The sequence below is a fragment of the Pseudomonas sp. Irchel 3F3 genome, assembly GCF_900187545.1.
In the GTDB taxonomy this organism is placed as follows: Bacteria; Pseudomonadota; Gammaproteobacteria; order Pseudomonadales; family Pseudomonadaceae; genus Aquipseudomonas; species Aquipseudomonas fortuita.
Window position 1 is genome coordinate 37,271 of sequence record NZ_FYDS01000013.1, and the last position, 23,524, is coordinate 60,794.

Genomic DNA, 23,524 nt, shown 5'->3' on the forward strand with positions numbered 1-23,524 from the left:
GGGCACGCCAGACGTCCCCCCGCGTTTTACTGCGTCAGGCCGCGCCCTGGCCTTCGGCCAGGAAGAACCAGGTCTCGAGCACCGAGTCCGGGTTCAGCGACACGCTTTCGATGCCCTGCTCCATCAGCCACTTGGCCAGGTCCGGGTGGTCCGATGGGCCCTGACCGCAAATGCCGATGTACTTGCCGGCCTTGTTGCACGCGGCAATGGCGTTGGCCAGCAGCTTCTTCACCGCAGGGTTACGCTCGTCGAACAGGTGGGCAATGATGCCCGAGTCCCGGTCCAGGCCCAGGGTCAGCTGGGTCAGGTCGTTGGAGCCGATCGAGAAGCCGTCGAAGTACTCAAGGAACTCTTCAGCCAGAATGGCGTTGGACGGCAGTTCGCACATCATGATCACGCGCAGGCCGTTGTCACCGCGGGCCAGGCCGTTTTCGGCGAGCAGGTCGACGACCTGGCTGGCTTCGCCCAGGGTCCGCACGAACGGCACCATGATCTCGACGTTGGTCAGGCCCATCTCGTTGCGTACACGCTTCAGCGCACGGCACTCGAGCTCGAAGCAGTCACGGAACGATTCGCTGATGTAACGCGAAGCACCACGGAAGCCCAGCATCGGGTTTTCTTCTTCTGGCTCGTACAGCTTGCCGCCGATCAGGTTGGCGTACTCGTTGGACTTGAAGTCCGACAGGCGCACGATGACCTTTTTCGGGTAGAACGCTGCAGCCAAGGTGCTGATGCCTTCGACCAGTTTCTCGACGTAGAAGCCGACCGGGTCGTTGTAGCCGGCAATGCGTTTGTCGACGCTTTCCTTGAGCTCCGGCGGCAGGCCCGCATAATTGAGCAGCGCCTTGGGGTGCACGCCGATCATGCGGTTGATGATGAACTCCAGCCGCGCCAGGCCGACACCGGCGTTGGGCAACTGGGCAAAGTCGAACGCACGGTCCGGGTTGCCGACGTTCATCATGATCTTGAACGGCAGCTCCGGCATGGCATCGACCGAGTTCTGCTTGATGTCGAAGCCCAGCTCGCCTTCGAAGATGAAGCCGGTGTCGCCTTCGGCGCAGGACACCGTCACACCCTGGCCGTCTTTGAGCACCTGGGTGGCGTTGCCGCAACCGACTACGGCCGGAATACCCAGTTCACGGGCGATGATCGCCGCGTGGCAGGTGCGGCCGCCGCGGTTGGTAACGATGGCACTGGCGCGCTTCATCACCGGTTCCCAGTCCGGGTCGGTCATGTCGGAAACCAGCACGTCGCCCGGCTGGACCTTGTCCATTTCCGATACGTCGTTGATCACACGAACCTTGCCGGCGCCGATGCGCTGGCCGATGGCGCGGCCTTCGACCAGCACGGTGCCCTTTTCTTTCAACAGGTAGCGTTCCATGACATTGGCGCTGGAACGGCTTTTCACTGTTTCCGGGCGTGCCTGCACGATGTACAGCTTGCCGTCGTCACCGTCTTTGGCCCACTCGATGTCCATCGGGCGCTGGTAGTGCTGCTCGATGATCATGGCCTGCTTGGCCAGCTCGCTGACCTCGGCATCGGTCAGGCAGAAGCGCGCGCGCTCGGCACGGTCGACTTCGACGGTCTTGACCGAACGGCCGGCCTTGGCTTCTTCGCCATAGACCATCTTGATCGCCTTGCTGCCCAGATTGCGACGCAGAATGGCCGGGCGGCCAGCCTGCAAGGTGTTCTTGTGCACGTAGAACTCGTCAGGGTTGACCGCGCCCTGCACCACGGTTTCGCCCAGGCCATAGGCGCCAGTGATGAACACTACGTCGCGGAAACCCGACTCGGTGTCGAGGGTGAACATGACACCGGCGGTGCCGGTTTCGGAGCGGACCATGCGCTGCACGCCGGCAGACAGGGCGACCAGCTTGTGGTCGAAGCCCTGGTGCACGCGATAGGCGATGGCGCGGTCGTTGAACAGCGAAGCGAACACTTCCTTGGCCGCGCGGATCACGTTATCAACGCCGCGGATGTTGAGGAAGGTTTCCTGCTGGCCGGCGAACGAAGCATCCGGCAGGTCTTCGGCAGTGGCCGAGGAACGCACGGCAACCGCCATGTTGTCGTTGCCGGCAGCCATTTCGGCGAAGGCGGTTCGGATTTCCGAATCCAGACGTGCCGGGAATTCGGCTTCCATGACCCATTGGCGGATCTGCGCGCCGGTCTTGGTCAGGGCGTTGATGTCATCCACGTCAAGCGCATCGAGCGCCGCATGAATCTTGTCGTTCAGACCACTCTGTTCGAGAAAATCGCGGTACGCCTGCGCCGTAGTGGCAAAGCCGCCCGGCACCGATACACCAGCACCGGCAAGGTTGCTGATCATCTCGCCCAGGGATGCGTTCTTGCCCCCCACATGCTCTACATCATGGACGCCGAGCTTATCGAGGGAAACTACGTACTCTACCAAGGTGATCTCTCCACTAACTGTGTTGGAAAAGCTCAAAGAGGCGCCCGCCTGTCTTCGGTGACTTGGCCGGGCGTTTGTGGCCTGTACCTGGAAAATAAGTGAGAATGCCGACAGCCGCATTCGGCAAACCGAACTTATCATATCCAAGAAACGTCATCAGCTTAAGGCCCAGATCGCAAATGAAACGAACCGCGTTCTTCATCTCCGACGGCACCGGTATCACTGCCGAAACCCTGGGCCAGAGTTTGCTGGCGCAATTCGAGAGCATTCCGTTCAACAAATTCACCCGTCCGTACATCGATTCGCCCGACAAAGCACGCACCATGGTCCAGCAAATCAACGCGGCGGCCGAACGTGACGGGGTACGCCCGATCATCTTCGACACGATCGTCAACCAGGACATCCGTGAGATCCTGGCGACCTCGAACGGCTTCATGATCGACATCTTTTCTTCGTTTTTATCCCCCCTTGAACAGGAATTGACCGCCCATTCGTCGTATTCCGTGGGCAAATCGCACTCGATTGGCGGCAACTCCAACTACATGGAACGCATCGAGGCGGTGAATTTCGCCCTGGATAACGACGACGGCGCGCGCACCCATTACTACGACAAGGCCGACCTGATTTTGGTGGGTGTGTCCCGCTGCGGCAAAACCCCTACCTGCCTGTACATGGCGATGCAATTCGGCATCCGCGCGGCCAACTACCCGCTGACCGAAGACGACATGGAGCGCCTGCAACTGCCAGCGGTGCTGAAAAAGCACCACAGCAAGCTGTTCGGCCTGACCATCGACCCCGACCGCCTCACCGCCATCCGTCACGAACGCAAGCCCAACAGCCGCTATTCCAGCTTTGCCCAGTGCGAGTTCGAAGTGCGCGAGGTAGAGAGCCTGTTCCGCCGGGAGAACATTCCCAACATCAATTCCACGCATTTTTCAGTGGAAGAGATTTCCGCCAAGATCCTGGTGGAAAAAGGGGTGGAGCGGCGGTTCAAGTAAGCCTCTACCGGCCTCTTCGCGGGGCAAGCCCGCTCCCACAGCTGCTGCACTGAACTTGAAGGCAGTGGGGCACCTATGGGAGGGCCCTTGCCCCGCGAAGAGGCCGGTACAGACAAAAGAAAAGCCCCGGCATCACTGCCGGGGCTTTGTTTTACCGCACCCCAAGGCTCAGGACGGTACCACCGCCGCCTGCCCGCTCATGGCCAGGTCGACCAGCTCGCGGTTGGCCACCGCGTACATCGCATAGTCGGTACCGGTGGCGTTGCGCAGGTCGTCCAGCATGGCGCGCCAGCGCTCCACCATGACCCGGTGCTGTTCAGCCCACAATGCCACACGGGCGTCCATGTCATCCGGCGCATCGGCCATTTGCAAGACCGAGATGGTGATCGCCCGCTGCTGCAGGTCGATATCGTCGCGGAAGGCTTCGCGGGCCAGCGCCTGCCAGTTGTTCTCAACCGGCAAGTTACTGATTTCCTGCAGGTACCAGGTCAGGTCCAAAGCACTCCCCACGGCAAAGAACGCCTTGGCCACCTGCGCCGGGTCGTGGCCCGTGACGTCGGCTGCTTCAATGATCGGCAGCAAGGTGTAGAGGTGGCTGGTACCCGCCACCATGCGCGCCAGCAACTCTGGAACACCGGCGTCGACAAAGCCTTGATAGCGAACCATCCAGCGTTCGCGGGTCGGGCCTTCGAGCAGTTCATCGAGCTTGAGCCCCAGTTGCGCGACTTTCGGCCCGAAGTGTGCGGTATCACGCCCAGCGTCCTGCTCGTTACGGCGGCTGCGCAGGAACCAGCGCGTGGCACGGCGGCCCAGGCGCATCAGTTCGTCCATCAGGGTCAGCTGGACTTCTGCCGGCACCTGGTAATCCAGTGCCTCGATCTGGCGGAACCAGTGCGGCAGGTGGAAGATGTCGCGCACGATCACGTAGGCCCCGGCCACGTTCGCCGGGCTCATGCCGGTCGACTCCTTCAGGCGCTGGACGAAGGTGATACCCATGTTGTTGACCAGGTCGTTGGCGATCTGGGTGCTGACGATTTCACGCTTCAGGCGGTGGCGGCGCATGGAGTCGGCGAACTTGCTGACCAGCGACGGCGGGAAGGCGGTTTCCATGTCGCGGGTCAGGTAGTCGTCGTCTGGCACCAGCGACTTAAGCAGCTGTTCCTTGAGGTCGATCTTGCTGTACGAAATCAGCACCGACAGCTCGGCGCGGGTCAGGCCCTGGCCGGCCGCCAGGCGTTCGGCCAACTGCTCTTCGGACGGCAGGAACTCGATGGCACGGTCCAGCTTGCCACGGGCTTCCAGGTCGGCCATCAGGCGCTTGTACTCGGCAATCCGCTCGCGGGCACGACGGGCCGCCAGCGATAGCGCCTGGGTCTGCTTGTAGTTGTTGCCCAGCACCAGGGCGCCCACTTCGTCGGTCATGCTGCCGAGCAGCTGGTTGCGCTGCTTCTCGGTCATGTCGCCACCCTGCACCACTTCGTTGAGCAGGATCTTGATGTTGACCTCGTGGTCGGAGCAGTCCACGCCGCCGGCGTTATCGATGAAGTCGGTGTTGGTGGCGCCGCCGTTCAGGCCGAACTCGACCCGGCCGAGCTGGGTCATGCCCAGGTTGCCGCCCTCACCCACCACTTTGCAGCGCAGTTCGTTGCCATTGACCCGCAGCGCGTCGTTGGCCTTGTCGCCAACATCGGCGTGGCTTTCGGTGCTGGCCTTCACGTAAGTACCAATGCCGCCGTTCCACAACAGGTCGACCGGTGCCTTGAGCAACGCGTTGAGCAGCTCGGTCGGGGTCAGGCGGTCGGCTTCGATGGCGAAGCGCTCTTTCATCTGCGGGCTGATGGCGATGCTCTTGGCACTGCGCGGGAAAATCCCGCCGCCTTCGGACATGATGCTGGTGTCGTAATCGCTCCAGGCCGAACGCGGCAGGTCGAACAGGCGCTTGCGCTCGGCAAAGCTGGACGCAGGCTCCGGGTTCGGGTCAATGAAGATGTGCAGGTGGTTGAACGCCGCCACCAGTTGCAGCTTGTCGGACATCAGCAGGCCGTTGCCGAACACGTCGCCGGCCATGTCGCCCACGCCAATCACGGTGATCGGGTCTTCCTGCACGTTGATGCCGCGCTCGCGGAAGTGGCGTTGCACACCAACCCAGGCGCCGCGCGCGGTAATACCCATCTTCTTGTGGTCGTAACCGGCGGAGCCGCCCGAGGCGAACGCATCGCCCAGCCAGAAGCCGTAGTCGATGGCAATGCCGTTGGCGATGTCGGAGAAAGTCGCCGTGCCCTTGTCGGCCGCCACCACCAGGTATGGGTCGTCATCGTCGTGGCGCACCACGTTGGCCGGAGGCACCACGCCGCCGTCCTTGAGGTTGTCGGTGATGTCGAGCAGGCCGGAAATGAAGATGCGATAGCACGCCACGCCTTCCGCGGCGATCTCGTCACGGCTCCCCCCCAGCGGCAGGCGACGCGGCAGGAAGCCACCCTTGGCGCCGACCGGTACGATGACCGAGTTCTTCACCTGCTGGGCTTTCACCAGGCCCAGCACCTCGGTACGGAAGTCTTCCTCACGGTCAGACCAGCGCAGGCCGCCACGGGCGACGTTGCCAAAGCGCAGGTGCACGCCCTCTACCCGCGGCGAATAGACGAAGATTTCGAACTTGGGGACTGGTTTGGGCAGTTCGGGGATCAGCTTGGGGTTGAACTTGAAGCTGAAGTACGACTTGTTCTGGCCGTTGGTGTCCGGCTGGTAGAAGTTGGTGCGCAGGGTAGCCTTGATCAGGTCCAGGTAGCGGCGCAGGATGCGGTCTTCATTGAGCACCTGCACGTCGTCCAGCGCGGTCAGGATCGCTTGCTCCAGGCGCAGTTGCTTGTCGTCCAGGTCGTCCTGGGTGAGCTTGCGTGCCAGGTAGAAGCGGGTCTTGAACAACCGGGTCAGCTCGCGGGCAATGTCGGTGTGGTTGTTCAGGGTGCTGGCGATGTAGCCCAGGTCAAAGCCCAGACGAATCTGCTTCATGTAACGGGCGTAGGCGCGCAACAGCGCAACGTCACGCCATGGCAGGCCGGCGGTGAGCACCAGCCGGTTGAAGGCATCGTTCTCGGCATCGCCGCCCACGATGTGGATGAAAGCGTCCTGCAGGGTGTCATTGAGCTGCTGGATATCCAGGCTCAGGCCTTCGCTGTAGGTGAAGGCGAAGTCGTGGATCCAGTACTCGCGGCCATTGGCATGGCGCAGGCGGTACGGAAACTCGCCGAGCACACGCAGGCCGAGGTTTTCCAGGATCGGCAGCACATCGGACAGCGCCAGGGGCGTATCGGCGTGGTACAGCTTGCAGTGCAGGATGCGCTCGCCCACCTGGGTCAGCGGCTGGTAGAAGCTCATCGCCAGCGGCTTGCTTTCCGACAGGTTCAGCACGTGCTGCAGGTCGACCACCGCCGAGTGCGCGGCGAAGCGCTCACGGTACCCGGCCGGGAAGCCCTTGGGGAAATCGGCCAGGATGTTGGTGCCTTGGGCTTCACCAAAGTTCTCGACCACCAGGGTCGAGTAGTCGTCTTGCCACGAGCGGCAAGCCTGGATCACTTCGCGTTCCAGCTGCTGCGGGTCGATGTCGATGCGGTTTTTCGGGTCTACCCGCAAAATCAGCTGCACGCGTGCCAGCACCGACTCGGAGAAGAAGGTCCAGAATTCGCAGTCGCTGGCCTTCAGGCGCTCCATCAGCACCTGCTGGATCTTCTGCCGCACTTCGGTGGAGTAGATTTCCCGCGGGACGTAGGCCAGGCAGTAGCAGAAGCGGCCGTAAGGGTCCTTGCGCAGGAACACGCGGATCTTGTTGCGCTCCTGGATCTGCACGATCGCCATGACGGTGGTGAACAGCTCGTCGATCGGCGTCTGGAACAGGTCGTCGCGCGGCAGCACTTCCAGCACCTGGGCCAGTTCCTTGCCCAGGTGGGCCTTGGCGTCGAAGCCCGAACGGCGCTCGACTTCAGCCACCTTCACACGGATGTACGGAATGGCATGCACGCTTTCGCCATACACCGAAGAGGTGTACAGGCCCATGAAGCGGTGTTCCTTGATGACTTTGCCGTCGGCGTCCAGCTGGCGGATCGACACGTAGTCCGGGTAGGCCGGGCGGTGCACGCGGCTGGGCAGTGCGGCCTTGGCGAACGACAGCAACAGTGGTTCGTTGAGGTAGGCCACGGCGTAGTCTTCGATGCGCAGCTCTTCGGCCGTCAGCCCCACGCGCAGGCGGCGCGGCAGGCCGAGGAACGACTGCTCGTCGTAGACCATCTGGCCGCCGTCGGCGTCGCGCTTGACGGTGAATTCTTCATAGCCCAGGAAGGTGAAATGGTTGTCCAGCAGCCACTCGAGGAAGGCTTTGACCTCGCCCTTCTCGTTCTGGGCAGGACCAAAGGCGGTCTGCTCCACCTGCGCCACCACTTCACGCAGCTTGGCCTTCATCGGTTCGAAGTCGGCCACGGCCACCCGTACCTCGGCCAGCACCTGCTCGATCTCGCGGGTCAGCACGGTCAGTTCGGCGGCATTGGCGCAACGGTCGATCTCCAGGTACATCAGCGACTCATGACGCACGCCCTCGCCCTGTGTGCCCTTGGGCAGCAGCTCCAGCAGCTCGCCCTTGGCACCACGACGCACGCTGAGCACGGTGGTTTGCAGGGTATGGATGCTGTAGCCGCGGCGGTTGAGCTCGGTGCGCACCGAGTCGACCAGGAACGGCAGGTCGTGGTGCAGCACTTCGACCACGGTATGGGTCGATTGCCAACCATTGCGTTCGTAATCAGGGTTATACACCCGCACTTGCGGGTATTCGGGGTCGAAACGCTCGATGATGCGCCAGGCTGACAGGGTGCAGCCGGCCAGGTCGGAAAGCCTGCGTTGGGTGAGTTCGTCCAGAGAGATGATGCCGAAGAACTGCTCGGCGAACAGCGCCACTTGTGGCAGGGACTGTTCGCTGATGTGCTGCGCCAGGGCCGCTTGCAGTTGATGCTGGAAGTCGGCTTTGCTGGCTGCGGTGAAGAACGCCATCTGTGGTACTCCGCTTGGGCTTTGTAATAATTGAAGCGTCGCTGCGTGCGCCGTGTACGGATCAACGATAGCCAACCCGTGGCAAGGCGGACGGTAAAACCAGGCGTCGAACGTGCACAGGCACGCTCAGGGCTCGGCGAAGCTTAACGACTGATCGGTCATCAACGCTTGCAGCGCTGCGACAATTTCGGTCAAGGGGCGGTAACTTTACGTTTATGCCTGTACGCAAGACTGTCAGAATTCCCTTCCGTTTCCTTTGATCCGAGCCTGCTCATGCAAATCAACACCGCCCTGCTGTTCGCCACCCCTTGCGATGACGAGGAAGACAACATGGCGACCCTGTGCTGCCACAGCGACAAGGGTCAGATGTTCCTGCTTACCCGCTACCCGGACGAAGACACCGTCGACCTGACCCTGGATGACGAGCCGTCGACGCTCGATGGGCTGAAGGTGACGCTGAGTGCCAAGCGCCTGCTGATCGAAGTGGCGGCCGGCGACCAGGATGCGCTTAAGGGGGACGAGGTGCTGGAGATCCACCTCACCAGCGACCTGAGTGACCTGGACGAAGTGAAGCAAACCCTGGAAAACATCCTGACCGGGACCGGGACCTTCGTCTGCGAACTCTGAACCGCAGATTGCACATAGGGCCGACCGTTGTTGCCTGTACTGGCCTCATCGCCGGCACAGGCAGCACAAAACCCCTTGGGAGAGTCAGGCGCTAGCGCAATGCTGCCTGCATTGCTTTAGCCTGCACCCGCAGCGCCTCGCAAAACGGCTCCACCGCTGCCGATGCCGGCCGGTGGTCGGGGCGTATCAGCATCACCTGGTACGGCACCGACACCCGCAACCTGCGGATCGGCAACCCGCCCTGTGCCGCCTCCAGCCCGCTCAGCGGGTTGATGATCGCCACCCCTAGGCCTTGCCTGACCATGGCGCACACCGAGGCGGCACTGGTGGTCTCGATCACCGTGCGGCGGTTCACCCCCGCCGCACGAAAGTGCTGGTCCAGGCGCTGGCGGTAGGTGTCCAGGCTGGCCAGGTTGATGAAATCGACCTCGTGAAAATCGCTCAGCTCCAACTCGGCCTTGGCCCGCAACGGGTGATGCTCGGGCAGCACGCACACCATGTTGGCGCTGAACAGCAGTTCGCCATAAGCGCCGCGCGGTATCTGCTCCACCTCGGTCAGGCCAAGGTCATGCTGCTGGGCGACCAGTGACTCCTCCAGCAACGGCGATTCCTGCGCCAGGATGCTCACGCTCACGCCGCGGTGCTGCTGGTGGAAGCGCTGGCAGGCCTTGGGCAGCAAGGTCTGTGAAAACAACGGCAGGCAGGTGATGGCCAGCCGCCCCTGCTCGAAATTGCGGATGGCCTGGGCAAAGCGATCGATCCGCTCCAGCCCGACGTAGGCCCGCTCGACTTCTTCGATCAACAGCAGCGCCTGGGCGGTCGCCACCAGGCGCCCTCCCTCGCGTTCGAACAGGTTCAGGCCAGTCACCTGCTCCAGCCGCGCCAGTTCGCGGCTAACGGTGGGCTGCGAGGTGAACAGCAGGCGCGCCGCACCGGTAACACTGCCGGCGGCCATGATGGCGCGGAACACTTCGATGTGGCGCACGGACAGTTTCACGGCAATACCCGATGAGTAGACGATGGGTATATCAGATATGAATGACTGACGGAAAAATAGCTATTTTTATGAATTCCCGCTTTGGCTCATCCTTGTGGCCTTCCTTATATGAGTTGCGCCACCATGACCGCACCCTTCCCCCTCCTGGCCGAGGCGGTTCGCCAGCACGGCTCGCCGCTGTGGGCGTACGACGCTAGCACCATCGCTGAGCGTGTCGAGCAACTGAACGTGTTCGACACCGTGCGTTTCGCCCAGAAAGCCAACCCCAACCTGCACGTACTGCGCCTGATGCGCGCCCACGGCCTGATGCTGGACGCCGTGTCACTGGGCGAGATGGAGCGTGCCTTCGCCGCGGGCGCGAGCGTGCACGGTGACCCTGCGGGCGTGGTGCTGACCTGCGACGCGCTGGACCGGCCAACCCTGGAGCGGGTAGTAGCAGAAAAGATCGAAGTCAACGCCGGCTCCATCGACATGCTGCGCCAACTGGGTGAGCGCTCGCCCGGCCACCGCGTGTGGGTCCGCATCAACCCGGGCTTCGGCCATGGCCACAGCCGCAAGACCAACACCGGCGGCGAAAACAGCAAGCACGGCATCTGGCACGAGGAACTGGACGAGGCGCTGGCATGCATCAAGGCCCATGGCCTGCACCTGGTAGGCGTGCACATGCACATTGGTTCCGGGGTGGACTACCAGCACCTGGAACAGGTGGCTCGCTCGATGATCGAGCTGATCGGCCGCCTGGGCGTGGACATCGAGGCCTTCTCCATAGGTGGCGGGCTGTCCACCCCTTACCGCAGCACCGACAAGCCGGTCGACCTGCAGCGCTACGCCCAGACCTGGGCGGTGGCGCGCAAGGAAATCGAAGCGATGCTGGGCCACACCGTGCGCATGGAAATCGAGCCAGGGCGCTTCCTGGTGGCGGAGTCTGGCTACCTCGTGGCTGAAGTGCGCGCCGTCAAGCAAGTGGGCCGCAATATCTTCGTCATGATCGACGCCGGCTTCAACGACCTGATGCGGCCAGCGATGTACGGCGCTTACCACGGCATGACCCTGCTCGACGCCAACGGCCAGCCGGTGGACCGCCCACGGCAGCCGACTGTTGTGGCCGGGCCATTGTGCGAATCGGGTGACGTGTTCACCCAGGATGACCAGGAACTGACCCCGCAGGACCTGCCCCAGGCACAGGTGGGCGACCTGCTGGTGATCCATGATGCCGGCGCCTACGGTGCATCGATGTCGTCGAACTACAACAGCCGGCCGTTACTGCCGGAGTTTCTGATCGAGGACGGGGCGCTGCGGATGATTCGCCGGCGGCAGACGGTGCAGGAGCTGCTGAGCCTGGAGGCCGGGTTCTAACAACGTTTTCAATGTGTGCGTCCTGCCTTTGTGTGAGCAACTGCCTTGCTCAGGATCCAGAAGCTGGCGCAACCTCTGTGGGAGCGGGCATGCCCGCGAACACCGGCAGAGCCGGTGCCATCCAACGTGTTGCCTGTTTCGCGGGCACGCCCGCTCCCACAAGGCTGTGTGCATGCACACGATCCTTGCAATCAGCCCGCCCTACTACGACAATGCGATCAATTCCCATTAATATTGCGGTCTTGACGCATGTCGACGCTCGATCCCCAGGCCCTGCACCAGCTGTACAGCGAAAACAACAGCTGGCTGAAGGGCTGGCTGCGCGCCCGCCTGGGCAACGCCGCCGATGCTTCCGACCTGGCGCACGACACGTTCTTGCGGGTAATGACCGCGCGTAATCCGTTGCCGATCCGCGAGCCGCGCAGCTACCTCAGCGCTATAGCCCGCGCGCTGCTGATCGACAAAGCCCGCCGTCGCTCCATCGAAAAAGCCTACCTCCAAGCCCTGGCCCTGCGCCCGGAGCCGGTTGACGTCTCGCCGGAGGTGCGCTTGTCCATCATAGAAATGCTGGTGGCCGTGGACAGCCTGCTCGACGAACTCGGCGCCAAGACCCGCGCCATTTTCCTTGCCGTTCAACTTGAAGGCCTGACCTACGGTGCTGCGGCTGAGCGTTTCGGCGTGTCGGTTACCACCGTGAAGAACCACCTGATCAAGGCGATGACCCGCTGCCTGCTGGTAGTTGAAGGCTGAACGCGATGGATCTCAAGACACTCGAAGCCGCTGCCACCTGGTATGTGCAGCTCAACGATGGCGCCTGCGACGAGACCCGCACCCAGGCGTGGCGGCAATGGCTGCAGGCCAGCCCGCACCACGCTGCCGCCTGGGCGCGGGTGGAGAAGCTGCAGCAGCAATGGGCCATGGTGCCCGCGCAAGCAGCATTGTCCAGCCTTGGCGCTGCGCAGGCGCAGCGCCGCGATGTGCTGAAAGTGCTGGGCCTGCTGGTTGCCATGGGTGGCGGCAGCTGGCTGGCAGCCGAACAGGTGCCCTATCGCGCCTTGCTGGCACAGCAACGCACCGGCACGGGTGAGCGACGCACCCTAGCGCTGGCGGACGGCTCGCAGCTGGAGCTGAACGTGGGTACCGCGCTGGATGTACGCTATGACACGAAGGTGCGGGCGATTCAGCTGTACCAGGGAGAAATACTGGTCAGGCCTGTCAGCGAGGTGCAGCACCGTCCGTTCATCGTGCACACCGAGGACGGCAGTATCCTTGCCCGCAGCACCGAGTTCAGCATCCGCAAACTCGCGCACAAGACGCGCGTCGGGGTACTGCAGGCCAGTGTCGAGGTTCGCCCGCAGCGCCACGTTGAGCGGAGGCTGCAACTGCAAGCCGGGCAGCAGGTGAGTTTTGACCAGAATGACTTCGCCACCCCGCACGCCCTGCCCGTTGACTCGACTGCCTGGCGGCATGGCATGTTGAGTGTGAACGACTGGCGCCTGGGCGACTTCCTCGAAGAGCTGGGGCGTTATCGGCCAGGGGTGTTGCGCTGCGCCTCGTCGATCCAGGCCATGAGCATATCCGGCGCATTCCGCATCGACGACACCGATATCGCCTTGGCCAACCTGCCAAAAACACTGCCCGTGAAGCTGCGCTACCTCAGCCGCTATTGGGTGAGTGTGGAACCCGCCTGAGCAATTGCGAAAAAACTTTCGCCGCAATCTTGCTGATTTCGATTCTCGTCCGTCCCTGACACAAGCCGCGACGACAGCGACTTTCTGCCATGACTCGGAAGGATCACGAAATGCCTCACCTGCACCCTACCCCTGCAACCAAGCTGAGCCAGGCCGTACGCCTGGTGCTGTTCGGCATGTCCCTGGCCAGCGCGCCGGGCCTGCTGCTGATGCCTGCCCAGGCCATGGCCCAAAGCCAGACCGCCTACCACGTCGCCGCTGGCCCGCTGGGCAATGCCATCACCCAGTTCGGCGTGCAGGCGGGCGTGACCATTTCGTTCGACACCGCCCAGACCCGCCACTTGAGCAGCGCCGGCCTGGAAGGCAGCTACAGCATCGAGGAAGGGCTGGTGCGGCTGTTGGCCAATAGCGGCTTGCAGGCACAACGCCAGGGCAATGGCGGCTACGTGCTGATGCCTGCCAACAACGGCGCGGCCATGGAACTGGGCCCACTGAACATCGATGCCAACCGGCTGGACGCCACCAGCGAGGGCACCCAATCGTACACGGCACGTGCAGTAACCATCGGCAAAGGCGTGCACACGCTGAAGGAAACCCCGCAGTCGGTCACCGTGATGACCCGCAAGATGCTCGACGACCAGAACCTCAATACGCTGGAACAGGTGCTGGACAAGACCCCGGGCATCACCGTGTACGACTCGCCCATGGGCGGCAAGTACTTCTACTCCCGTGGTTTCAACCTGGACGGCCAGTACCAGTATGACGGCGTGCCGCTGGACGTGGGCGGCAACTACGTGCAGGCCAACAGCTTTTCCAGCGACATGGCGTTCTACGACCGCGTCGAAATCCTCAAGGGCGCGGCCGGCATGATGAAGGGCTCCGGCTCCTCCGCCGGCGGCGTCAACTTCGTACGCAAGCGTGGCCAGGAAAAGGCCACCACCACCGTCACCCTGTCTGCCGGCAGCTGGGACAACTACCGCGGCCAAGTAGATGTAGGCGGCCCGCTGAACGAGTCGGGCACCGTGCGCGGGCGCGCCGTGGCCTCGCTGCAGGACCGCCAGTACTTCTATGACACGGCCAAGCGCCAGGACCAGATACTGTACGGTGCCATCGACTGGGACGTCACCGCCGACACCACCCTTGGCTTTGGCCTGGCCTACGAGGATGTCGATGCCACACCGTGCTATTCCGGCCTGCCACGCTACGCCAATGGCAGTGACCTGAAGCTGTCGCGCTCTACCTGCCTGGGGGCCAGCTGGAACGACCTGCAAAGCCAGCGTATTACCGGTTTTGCCGACCTCAAGCACCGCTTCAATGATGACTGGACGCTGAACTTCGCCTCGATCTACACCCACAACACCCAGGACATCGAATACGCCTACTCCGAAGGTACGGTGCCGGTCGGCGCCAGCACCGCCAGCATGAACGTGCGCGCCGGCCGCTTCGACTACGACCAGGACGACTACGGCTTCGATAGCTATGTCGATGGCAAGTTCGAGGCGTTCGGCTTGCAGCACGAGCTGATCATCGGCGCCAACGCCAGCCGGCAGAAAACCCATGATTACTTCGCGTTGATGCTGCTGAACGCCAAGCAGGACCCATTCAACCCAACCTCGAACTTCCCACACCCGTCCAAAGGCGATTATCTGGTCAACCCGAGCCGCGGTGGCAGCGTGCCAACCGATTCCACCACCACCCAATATGGCACTTACGCCAACCTGCGGCTGAAGCTGGCAGAGCCGCTGACCCTGGTGCTGGGCGCACGGGTCAGCTGGTACCGCAACAAGAGCGACTCCTATACCCAGCTCTACGATTACTGGGTGAATAACCGTAGCCAGGAAAACGGCCAGGTCACGCCGTTCGCCGCCGTGCTGTACGACCTGAACGAGCAGTGGACCGCCTACGCCAGCTACGCCGACATCTTCCAGCCGCAGAGCGACAAGGTGAACGCCGAGCGGCAGTCGCTTCAGCCCAAGACCGGTGCAAACTACGAGATTGGCATCAAGGGCGAACTGCTTGACGGCGCATTGAACACCTCGTTCAACCTGTTCCGCACTGTGGAGAAACACCGTGCGGAAACCGACTACAACGAAGCCTGCCCGTCAGGCGACGGCTATTGCTACACCGACAGCGGCAAGGTTCGTGCCCAGGGTTTCGAGGCTGAGATCAGCGGCTCGCCGATCGAGCGATTACAGCTGCTTGCAGGCTACACCTACACCCAGACCAAATACCTGAATACCATCGAAGACAGCGACCCCACCGAGCTGACCTTCACCTCCAGCTTCATCCCGCGGCACATGCTCAAGGTGTGGGGTGACTACCAGCTGGGCGGTGCACTGGAGCGCTTCACCGTCGGCGCCGGCCTGAACAGCCAGAGCGAGAACTTCCGCACCACCGGCACTACCCGCGTCGAGCAGGCAGGCTACACCGTATGGAACGGCCGCGTGCAGTATCGCATCGACCCGAACTGGACAGTCGCGCTAAACGGCAACAACCTGTTCGACAAGAAGTACTACGCCACCATCGGTGCGCCGGCGTGGGGCAATTTCTATGGTGAGCCACGCAATTTCATGGTGACCTTGCAAGGCACGTTCTAAGCGATCACGACGCAGTTGTGGGAGATTGTGCAGAGAACAAAGACGGCAGGTAAGCCACTTGTGGGGGCAGGCTTGTTCCGCGAATGGAACAGGCGGTGCCTGGCACCGGCTTTGCCGGTGTTCGCGGGACAAGCCCGCTCCCACAAAGCCCGTGCTGGATAAACGGGCTGGCGGTCGTTCTATGAGGGCGCAAGCACGCTACTTGTGGGAGCGGGCTTGTCCAGGGTACAGACCGGAGACATCGTTGACATTTTAAACCGGGGACATGGTTGCGCTCCTGCATCAGGGCTTCGAACACCACCATCAGGTTGATATCGGCCTTGCGCAGTTCGTTGCGGTTCATTGGGGCTCCCGGCCATGGCCATGACGTGCGGACTCAATTCCAGCATCGATATGGATTGCGGTCGAGTAAAAACCGGAAACCCGACTCAGGCTGCATTGCCCCACACTGCGCAATCCGGGTAACCTTCTGCCATCTTCCCTTCCGGCTTCCCCTGCCGTGCACCGCCCAGGCGTTAAATCGCGAAGCGGTCATTCATGATGCCGACACCTGCATGGCCGCCACCTTTTGGCGCGCCCATCTGCCATCTATACATTCAGGATGACCCTATGATCATTCGCCAAGGCATTGCTGCAGACTTCCCGCAGCTGCTCGACATCTGGCTGCGCGCCGTACGCGCCACACACCACTTTCTGCAACCGTCCGACATCGACGCGCTGTTGCCACAGCTGCAAGACGTGTACTTTCCGGCCGTCGAGCTGTGGGTTGCAGTAGATACCGATGACCAGCCGTTGGGCTTCATCGGTTTCAATGAAAACCACGTGGAAATGCTCTTCGTCGACCCCGAGCGACATGGCCAGGGTATTGGCCGTGCGCTGCTGGATTTTGGCCGGCAGTCGCGTAACGCGATGAGTGTCGATGTCAACGAGCAGAACCCCCAGGCAACAGGGTTCTACGAGCACTACGGCTTCGTCCAGACCGGCCGCTCGCCGCTGGATGGCGAAGGCCGGCCGTTCCCCTTGCTGCATATGAGCTTGCCCACCAAGACATGACTAGAAGGCACACACCGCGATGGACCGGTCCATCGGGCCATGTGTCGCAAAAAGGGCCGCAAAGCGGCCCCCCAGGGCAGCCGTTCAGCGCAAGGTATTTTTGGTCAGTTCGACTTCGTTCATCAATGCCTTGGCCAACGCCGTGAGGTAATCGGCGGCGCCCAGGAATTTGTGGTCGTCCTCCATATCGCCTTCGCGCAGCAGATGCTTGATGTAGCTCAGCAGGATCGAAACTTGCTCATAGGCATCATCGATAGGAATGCCGGGCTGGACCCGCAGCAGATCCTGTGGATCGGGGACGAGCTTTTTCATTGTGTAATTCCAGCTTCTAGGGAAGGAACCACCACCTGAATCTTTCTCATGGATTGAAGGCGGCAGCCGTACGCAGGTGTGAGAAAACCGGGCAGAAGCTAGCAAAGGCCCGGCCAGGCGAAAGCCCGCCCACGTACGGCCACCATGAAGGTGCTGCTAGCTTGACTGTCGGGTTCTCATGCCCGGTCGCCGGAGCGACGCGAAAACGTTATCCCTGAGGTACTTCGCCGACAACGGCGATAGTTCAGCAGCGCGCGTAGGATAATTCCTAAGCGGGTTGATTCTGAAGCGTTTGGTTTCATGTTCAGAAATGTCTTACAGGGGATGGCTTTGAGGTGCCTGCCAAGGGATCGGTCAGGGCCACCAGGTGCTTGCCGCAACATTTTCAGCGCCTACAAGACCGAGCGCCGCGCGGGCGGCGCTCGATCTCGCAGGCGATGAATAATTGCGCCGAACCGCCAACCTTCGCAATCAAGCATCAATAAACCGCCGTATAATCGGATCCAATACCGAGGATGCCCCGCATGCAAGCATTGGAAATGGACTACGGACACGGCGAAGAAGTGGCCAGCCACTGCCACGCCGAAGATCAGCTGATCTACGCCGCCAGCGGCGTCATGCGGGTCAGCAGCGAAGGCGGTAGCTGGGTGATCCCTGGCGGGCATGCGTTGTGGATGCCCGCCGGGGTCAGCCATGCCATCCGCATGGAAGGCGTGGTCTGCATGCGGACCTTGCTGCTCGAAGCACGTATCGAGCGCTGCCAGGTCATCGTGGTAACCGGCCTGCTGCACGAACTGATCCTGGCTGCGTCACGCATGCTCGACCTGCGTGACGGCGAGCACGTGCGGGCACTGATCCAGCTTGAGTTGGCCACTGCCAGGCGCATCGATGCCTTTGTGCCGTTGCCGCACCAGGCGAAACTGCGCGCCTGGTGCGAGCGCTTCCTGCAGGACCCGGCCCAGGACCTGACGCTGGAACAATGCGGCGCGCAACTGAACATGAGTGCCCGCAGCGTGGCACGGCTGTTCCAGCGTGAGGTGGGCATGTCGTATGGCGAATGGCGCGCCCGTGCCCGGGTGATGCTCAGCCAGCAATGCCTGGCCGATGGCCAACCCATCCTGAACGTGGCGCTGGAGCACGGCTACCAGAGCGCCAGCGCCTTTGCCGCCATGTTCAAGCGCATCCTCGGCTACGCGCCGAGTGATTGGCAAAACAGTACTGCGCGCGGGTACTGAGCTCCAGGTTGTCCCACTTGCGCGCAGGGTTGTCCCGCTTGCGGCAGCGGCGGGCGCCCCACCCTCGTTAACCTCGCATCACCACCCTTGAGCGACATGTGTGATGCCCTTACTGCCTTCATTTCCCTCCCCTGCCCGGTTTGCCGTACTCGCCATACTCGGCGTGCTGGCGGCGTGCACCCGGCAACCCGCACCTGCCGAGCCACCCGCAGCGCTGCTGGCCAACCCGCTGGCGAATGTGCCGGCGGGTGTCAGCCGGCAACCATTGCCCCAACAATGGTGGGCGCTGTTCCAGGACCCTCAACTTAACCACTGGGTACAGCAAGCCCTGGCGCACAATCAGGACCTGGCCCAGGCCGAAGCCAATGTGCAGGCCATGCTGGCGGGGATAGGCGAGTTCGATGCCAGGCGCTGGCCGTCAACCTCGATGGACTTTGCCGCCACCTATGGCAAGAGCGCCGATGACCAGACCCTGGCCGAGGCGACCGACAGCCACGCGCCGTCGCAATGGCAATTCAACCCAGGCATCGAGTTGGCCTATCAGGTGGATGTCTGGGGCCAGGTGCGTGCTGCCATCGAGCGCGCCCGGGCCCAGGCCGAAGCCAGCGCTGCGGCGCTGGATCTGGTGCGCCTGCAAGTGGTCGCCCAGACCAGCCGCGCCTACCTCGACCAGTGCATCTACACGGCGCGCCTGGACGAGGCTAAGCAGTCCCTGCAAACCCTCGACCACAGCGTGCAACTGAGCGAACGCCAGCGCCAGGCGGGCGTGGCCACTGCCCTCGACAGCGAGCGCCTGCTGGGCTTACGGGAACAAGTGCGGGCGCAGCTGCCGATGCTCGCAGCTGGGCGGCAGATGGCGCTTTACGAACTTGGCATGCTCAGTGGCCAGGCCTCGCTGGCCGACACCACCACTTGCACAACCATCCCCACGCTGTCGGCGCCGCTACCGGCCGGCGATGGTTGGCATTTGCTCGAACGCCGGCCGGATGTGCGCCAGGCAGAACGGGAACTGCAGGCTGCCACCCTGGAAACCGACATCGTCCGGGCCGACCTGTATCCGAAGGTCAGCTTCGGCGCTTCGCTGACCTCCTCGGACCATCACCTGGCCAACCTCGGCGACAGCCGCGCGGTGATGTTCGGCATTGGCCCGCTGATCCGTTGGGAGTTTCCGAATATGAAAGCCAACCGCGCGAGGGTCGGCAAAGCCGAGGCGTTGCAGCAGGCGCAGGTTGCCCATTACCACGGTATGGCGCTGAGCGCGCTCAAGGACGTGCGCCAGGCCCTTGCACGCTATGACGGTGAGCGGCAGCGGTTGCAGGCACTGGATGCAGCCCTGGCGCACAGCCAGCGCGGCTATGCCCTGGCCCAGGGCAACTACCGCGCCGGCACCTTGGACGGGCTGGCCTTGCTCGACAGCGAGCGAGAACTGATCCGCCTGCGGGCCAGCCACGTAGAAGCCCGAGGGCAGCTGGCGCAGGCACAGGTCAACCTGTTCCGCGCCCTGGGCGGGCGGTGGTAGCTCCAGGTAACAACAAATGGGGCCGCTTAGCGGCCCTTCGCGGGCACACCCGCTCCCACAGGAACTGCGCAGCGCCCGAAGAAAACGCCATCCCTGTGGGAGCGGGCGTGCCCGCGAAGGGCTGCACAGCAGCCCCAAAAATCAAGCATGGAAACCGTACATGAATGTCGCCGTAGAACAAACCGCACCAGCCGAAACTGAACAGCGGGCCAAAGCCAGATCCCGTCGCCGCCTGGCCTACACCGCCAGCGGTAGCCTGGCAGCAATCGCCCTGCTGGCCTTCACCAGCTACTGGCTCACCACCGGCCGCTACCTGGAGACCACCGACGACGCCTACGTGCGCGCCGACTGGGTGGCCCTGAGCCCACGCGTGGCCGGTTACGTGGCCGAGGTCGCAGTGGCTGACGACCAGCCCGTGAAAGCCGGCGATGTACTGGTGCGCCTGCAAAGCCGCGACTACCGCGCCCGCCTCGACCAGGCACGGGCAGGTGTGGCCGAGGCCCAGGCGGCACTGATCGCCGCCCAGGCCCGCCAGCAGGTGGCCAGCGAGCGTATCAACCAGCAACAACAAGCCATCTTGCAGGCTGAAGCAGCCATGCGCAGTGCCACTGCCGAACAGCGGCGCAGTGACTTGGACATGCAACGCTACCGTGGCCTTGTGCGAGACGAGGCCGCGACCGTGCAGCGCCTGGAAACCGCCAGCGCCCATGCCACCCAGGCACAAGCCGCGCTGCAAGGTGCCCAGGCCGCGCTGCGCCAACAACGGTCACAACTGGCCATGGCCAAGGCCCGGTCAGCCCAGGCTGACGCCGAACTGCAACAGCGCACGGCAGCGTTGAGCCGCGCGCAGGCCCGCCAACAGTTGGCCGAGCAGGACGAACAGGACACCGTGATCCGCGCACCGATCACGGGCGTGGTCGGCCAACGCCGCGTACGTGCCGGCCAGTACGTGGTGCCGGGCCAGCCGCTGCTGGCCGTGGTACCCCTGCAGCAGGCCTATGTGGTGGCCAATTTCAAGGAAACCCAGTTGGCCAACATGCGCCCGGGGCAGCCGGTAGAAATCCGCGTCGACAGCTTCGTCAGCCAGCCACTGCGCGGCCATGTGGCCAGCTTCTCGCCAGCGTCCGGCAATGTCTTCGCACTGCTGCCGTCGGACAATGCCACCGGCAACTTCACCAAGATTGTCCAGCGCTTCCCGGTGCGTATTTTGCTCGACACACCGCTGGATGGCCCGCAGGTACTGCCCGGCATGTCCGTGGTGAGCACGGTCGACACGCGCCCCGCAGAGGTGGCCGATGGGCACTGAACCAACGGTCACACTGCGCGCCTGGGTAGCGGTGCTCGGCGGCCTGCTGGGCTGCTTCATGGCCGGCATGAACGTGCATGTCACCAGCGCCGCGCTGCCGGAAATCCGCGGCTCGCTGGGCGCCAGCTTCGAGGAAGGCTCCTGGATTTCCACCGCCTACCTGGTAGCGGAAATCGTGATGATTCCGCTGACGGCCTGGCTGGTGGACGTGTTCTCGCTGCGCCGGGTGATGTGGACCGGCTCGCTCATCTTCCTGATCGCTTCGGTGGCCTGCTCCTGGGCGCCCAACCTGGAGGCGATGATTGCCATCCGGGTGATCCAGGGTGCTGCGGGCGCGGTGCTGATCCCCCTGTCGTTCCAGCTGATCATCACCGAACTGCCGGCCAGCAAGATGGCCATGGGCATGGCCCTGTTCAGCCTGGCCAACAGCGTGGCGCAGGCGGCCGGGCCATCGATTGGTGGCTGGCTGAGCGATGCCTATTCGTGGCGCTGGATCTTTTATCTGCAACTGTTCCCCGGCCTTGCACTGCTGTTCGCCATCGCCTGGTCGATCGAGGCCAAGCCCATGAAGCTTGAGCTGCTACGCAAAGGTGACTGGCTGGGTATCACCGCCATGGTGATCGGCCTGGGTGGCTTGCAGATCGTGCTGGAAGAAGGCGGCCGGCTGGACGGGTTCGGCTCGCCATTCATCGTCGCCATGAGTGTGGTCGCCGCCATTGCCCTGGTGGTGTTCGTGGTGACCCAGCTGTTCGGCCAGCGCGCCTTCATCAACCTGCGCTTGCTCGGGCGCTACAACTTCGGCGTCGCCAGCGTGGCGATGTTCATCTTTGGCGCCGCCACATTCGGCCTGGTTTTTCTGGTGCCCAACTACCTGTCGCAGCTGCAGGGTTTCAGCGCGCACGATGTCGGCGTGGCGCTGATCGCCTATGGCGTGGTGCAGCTGCTGCTGGCGCCGTTGATGCCCCGGCTGATGGGCTGGACCAGCGCCAAGTTCATGGTCGCCAGCGGCTTTCTGATCATGGCCCTGGGCTGCTGGCTGGGGGCTAGCCTGAGCGCCGACAGTGCCGACAACGTGATCATCCCGTCCACGGTGGTGCGCGGTATTGGCCAGCCTTTCATCATGGTGGCGTTGTCGGTGCTGGCGGTGGCCGGGCTGGACAAGCGTGAAGCCGGCTCGGCCTCGGCGGTGTTCTCCATGCTGCGCAACCTGGGGGGAGCCATCGGCACGGCCGGGTTGACGCAACTGGTGGCCACCCGTGAGCGCTTTCACAGCGAGCGCATTCACGAGCAGGTGACAGTGTTCGCGCCTGGCGTGCAAGAGCGCATCAACCAGACAGTACAGAGCTGGTTGCCGCACCAGCAGCAGATGCTGGAGGGGCTGGCCGGGACGATTCGGCGGGAGGCTTACCTGCTGGCTTACAGTGATGCGTTCTACTTGGCGTGCCTGGCGTTGGTCGGGTGTGCAGTAGCGGCATTGCTGTTACGGTCAAAACACCAATTGTGACGCCGACACATCTCCCTGCAGGAGCATGCGCTTAGAGTGCCGCACCCGGCGCGCGGCCCAGCACCGCACGCATTTCGGCGGTGCCGAACATATCCCTGCCGCTGTTACACTGCCAACCGATGAAATTTACGAGACAGACCAGAGGTATGAACCCGACGCGCTACTCCACCGTGGCAAAGGACTTGATGGAAGGCATCGCCAACGGCCGCTACCCGGTGGGCAGCCTGCTGCCGACCGAGTTCGAGCTGTGCGACCTTTACGATGTGAGCCGGCACACGGTGCGCGCCGCGATCAATCAGCTGCTCGACCAGGGGCTGGTGTCGCGGCGCAAGCGCGTAGGCACCCGGGTAGAGGCCAGCAGCCCGCGCGGCGGCTATTCGCAGTCGCTGGCCAGCGTGGCCGACCTGGCCCACCTGGCCGAAACCCAGCAGCGGGAAATCCAGGACGTGCGCCATTTCGTCGCCGACCTGAGTGAGGCGGCGCGGCTGGGGCTGGTACCGGGGGAGCACTACTTTTGCGTGTCGAGCATCCGCGTCGACCGCCTGCACAATGCCGCACCGCTGTGCTGGATCGATGTGTACGCACAGCGCGACTATGCCGAGGTCATCGAGCGAGCCCGCGAGCACCCCGACCAGCTGATTGCAGGGCTGATCGAGCAGCACGTTGGCCGGTCAATCGCGGTGGTCGACCAGCAGGTACGGGCAGTGTTGCTGACGGCAGAGCTGGCCAAAGCACTGAAGGCCGAGGCGGGTTCACCGGGACTAAAAATCATCCGCCAGTACCGCGAGGAAAACGGTGATTTGATGGCGGTTTCCGAAACCGTGCACCCGGATGACCGCTTCACCCTGGTGACCCAGATGCGCCGGGTTCGCTCACCGTCCTGAT

The 23,524-nt window shown here is 63.1% G+C and carries 16 protein-coding genes; 12 read left to right on the plus strand and 4 right to left on the minus strand.

Annotated elements, in window-relative coordinates; all coding sequences use genetic code 11:
• Positions 1–34: 34 nt before the first annotated feature.
• Positions 35–2,410 (minus strand): phosphoenolpyruvate synthase, encoded by a 2,376-nt coding sequence (gene ppsA, locus CKW35_RS23925; protein ID WP_016485588.1) that lies wholly within the window; start codon positions 2,408–2,410, stop codon positions 35–37.
• Between the two features lie 179 nt (positions 2,411–2,589).
• On the opposite strand from ppsA, the gene CKW35_RS23930 reads away from it, so the two are divergent.
• On the plus strand, positions 2,590–3,408 hold the full coding sequence (locus CKW35_RS23930; RefSeq protein ID WP_016485587.1) for a pyruvate, water dikinase regulatory protein: 819 nt from the start codon (positions 2,590–2,592) through the stop codon (positions 3,406–3,408).
• Between the two features lie 168 nt (positions 3,409–3,576).
• Here the strand turns inward: CKW35_RS23930 and CKW35_RS23935 are convergent, their stop codons facing one another.
• On the minus strand, positions 3,577–8,442 hold the full coding sequence (locus tag CKW35_RS23935) for an NAD-glutamate dehydrogenase (protein ID WP_023047423.1): 4,866 nt from the start codon (positions 8,440–8,442) through the stop codon (positions 3,577–3,579).
• A gap of 273 nt (positions 8,443–8,715) precedes the next feature.
• Here CKW35_RS23935 and CKW35_RS23940 point away from each other — a divergent pair, with 273 nt between their 5' ends.
• Positions 8,716–9,069, plus strand: a complete 354-nt coding sequence (locus CKW35_RS23940; RefSeq protein WP_016485585.1) for a hypothetical protein — start codon at positions 8,716–8,718, stop codon at positions 9,067–9,069.
• A 91-nt stretch (positions 9,070–9,160) separates the two neighbouring features.
• On the opposite strand, the gene CKW35_RS23945 is transcribed toward CKW35_RS23940, so the two are convergent.
• Positions 9,161–10,066, minus strand: coding sequence for a LysR family transcriptional regulator (locus CKW35_RS23945; RefSeq protein ID WP_016485584.1), 906 nt, complete (start codon positions 10,064–10,066; stop codon positions 9,161–9,163).
• A gap of 123 nt (positions 10,067–10,189) precedes the next feature.
• Here CKW35_RS23945 and lysA point away from each other — a divergent pair, with 123 nt between their 5' ends.
• The 5 genes from lysA to CKW35_RS23980 all read left to right on the plus strand — a co-directional run bounded on the left by lysA (position 10,190) and on the right by CKW35_RS23980 (position 16,763).
• A complete protein-coding gene (gene lysA / locus CKW35_RS23950) occupies positions 10,190–11,422 on the plus strand; it encodes a diaminopimelate decarboxylase (protein WP_095117029.1) in 1,233 nt (410 codons plus the stop codon).
• 249 nt (positions 11,423–11,671) lie between these two features.
• Positions 11,672–12,172 carry a sigma-70 family RNA polymerase sigma factor gene (locus CKW35_RS23960; protein ID WP_016485582.1) on the plus strand — a complete coding sequence of 167 codons (501 nt, stop codon included), beginning with the start codon at positions 11,672–11,674 and terminating at the stop codon, positions 12,170–12,172.
• A gap of 5 nt (positions 12,173–12,177) precedes the next feature.
• Positions 12,178–13,113, plus strand: a complete 936-nt coding sequence (locus CKW35_RS23965) for a FecR domain-containing protein (protein ID WP_016485581.1) — start codon at positions 12,178–12,180, stop codon at positions 13,111–13,113.
• Between the two features lie 110 nt (positions 13,114–13,223).
• A complete protein-coding gene (locus CKW35_RS23970) occupies positions 13,224–15,710 on the plus strand; it encodes a TonB-dependent siderophore receptor (protein WP_023048215.1) in 2,487 nt (828 codons plus the stop codon).
• Between the two features lie 609 nt (positions 15,711–16,319).
• Complete coding sequence (locus tag CKW35_RS23980; RefSeq protein WP_016485579.1) at positions 16,320–16,763, plus strand: acetyltransferase; 444 nt, start codon at positions 16,320–16,322, stop codon at positions 16,761–16,763.
• Between the two features lie 84 nt (positions 16,764–16,847).
• On the opposite strand, the gene CKW35_RS23985 is transcribed toward CKW35_RS23980, so the two are convergent.
• On the minus strand, positions 16,848–17,075 hold the full coding sequence (locus CKW35_RS23985; protein WP_023048213.1) for a DUF3077 domain-containing protein: 228 nt from the start codon (positions 17,073–17,075) through the stop codon (positions 16,848–16,850).
• Positions 17,076–17,599: 524 nt separating this feature from the next.
• Between CKW35_RS23985 and CKW35_RS23990 the strand changes: the two genes are divergently transcribed.
• The 5 genes from CKW35_RS23990 (at position 17,600) to CKW35_RS24010 (ending at position 23,523) form a co-directional block, all read left to right on the plus strand.
• Positions 17,600–18,310, plus strand: a complete 711-nt coding sequence (locus tag CKW35_RS23990) for a helix-turn-helix transcriptional regulator (RefSeq protein ID WP_016485577.1) — start codon at positions 17,600–17,602, stop codon at positions 18,308–18,310.
• Between the two features lie 103 nt (positions 18,311–18,413).
• Positions 18,414–19,829, plus strand: a complete 1,416-nt coding sequence (locus tag CKW35_RS23995) for an efflux transporter outer membrane subunit (RefSeq protein WP_095117033.1) — start codon at positions 18,414–18,416, stop codon at positions 19,827–19,829.
• 160 nt (positions 19,830–19,989) lie between these two features.
• Positions 19,990–21,135, plus strand: a complete 1,146-nt coding sequence (locus CKW35_RS24000; RefSeq protein ID WP_095117035.1) for an HlyD family secretion protein — start codon at positions 19,990–19,992, stop codon at positions 21,133–21,135.
• Complete coding sequence (locus CKW35_RS24005; RefSeq protein WP_095117036.1) at positions 21,125–22,639, plus strand: DHA2 family efflux MFS transporter permease subunit; 1,515 nt, start codon at positions 21,125–21,127, stop codon at positions 22,637–22,639. The genes CKW35_RS24000 and CKW35_RS24005 overlap by 11 nt, the downstream gene beginning before the upstream one ends.
• A 146-nt stretch (positions 22,640–22,785) precedes the next feature.
• Complete coding sequence (locus CKW35_RS24010; protein ID WP_060519057.1) at positions 22,786–23,523, plus strand: GntR family transcriptional regulator; 738 nt, start codon at positions 22,786–22,788, stop codon at positions 23,521–23,523.
• Position 23,524 lies beyond the last annotated feature (1 nt).

Excerpts from the sequence above, each read along its gene's own strand:
- CKW35_RS23970 (WP_023048215.1), top strand. The coding sequence starts at position 13,224 with ATGCCTCACCTGCACCCTACCCCTGCAACCAAGCTGAGCCAGGCCGTA.
- CKW35_RS23960 (WP_016485582.1), top strand. The coding sequence starts at position 11,672 with ATGTCGACGCTCGATCCCCAGGCCCTGCACCAGCTGTACAGCGAAAAC.
- lysA (WP_095117029.1), top strand. The coding sequence starts at position 10,190 with ATGACCGCACCCTTCCCCCTCCTGGCCGAGGCGGTTCGCCAGCACGGC.
- CKW35_RS24005 (WP_095117036.1), top strand. The coding sequence starts at position 21,125 with ATGGGCACTGAACCAACGGTCACACTGCGCGCCTGGGTAGCGGTGCTC.
- CKW35_RS23940 (WP_016485585.1), top strand. The coding sequence starts at position 8,716 with ATGCAAATCAACACCGCCCTGCTGTTCGCCACCCCTTGCGATGACGAG.
- CKW35_RS23995 (WP_095117033.1), top strand. The coding sequence starts at position 18,414 with ATGCCCTTACTGCCTTCATTTCCCTCCCCTGCCCGGTTTGCCGTACTC.
- CKW35_RS23930 (WP_016485587.1), top strand. The coding sequence starts at position 2,590 with ATGAAACGAACCGCGTTCTTCATCTCCGACGGCACCGGTATCACTGCC.
- CKW35_RS23990 (WP_016485577.1), top strand. The coding sequence starts at position 17,600 with ATGCAAGCATTGGAAATGGACTACGGACACGGCGAAGAAGTGGCCAGC.
- CKW35_RS23965 (WP_016485581.1), top strand. The coding sequence starts at position 12,178 with ATGGATCTCAAGACACTCGAAGCCGCTGCCACCTGGTATGTGCAGCTC.
- CKW35_RS23935 (WP_023047423.1), bottom strand. The coding sequence starts at position 8,442 with ATGGCGTTCTTCACCGCAGCCAGCAAAGCCGACTTCCAGCATCAACTG.
- CKW35_RS23985 (WP_023048213.1), bottom strand. The coding sequence starts at position 17,075 with ATGAAAAAGCTCGTCCCCGATCCACAGGATCTGCTGCGGGTCCAGCCC.
- CKW35_RS24000 (WP_095117035.1), top strand. The coding sequence starts at position 19,990 with ATGAATGTCGCCGTAGAACAAACCGCACCAGCCGAAACTGAACAGCGG.
- CKW35_RS24010 (WP_060519057.1), top strand. The coding sequence starts at position 22,786 with ATGAACCCGACGCGCTACTCCACCGTGGCAAAGGACTTGATGGAAGGC.
- CKW35_RS23980 (WP_016485579.1), top strand. The coding sequence starts at position 16,320 with ATGATCATTCGCCAAGGCATTGCTGCAGACTTCCCGCAGCTGCTCGAC.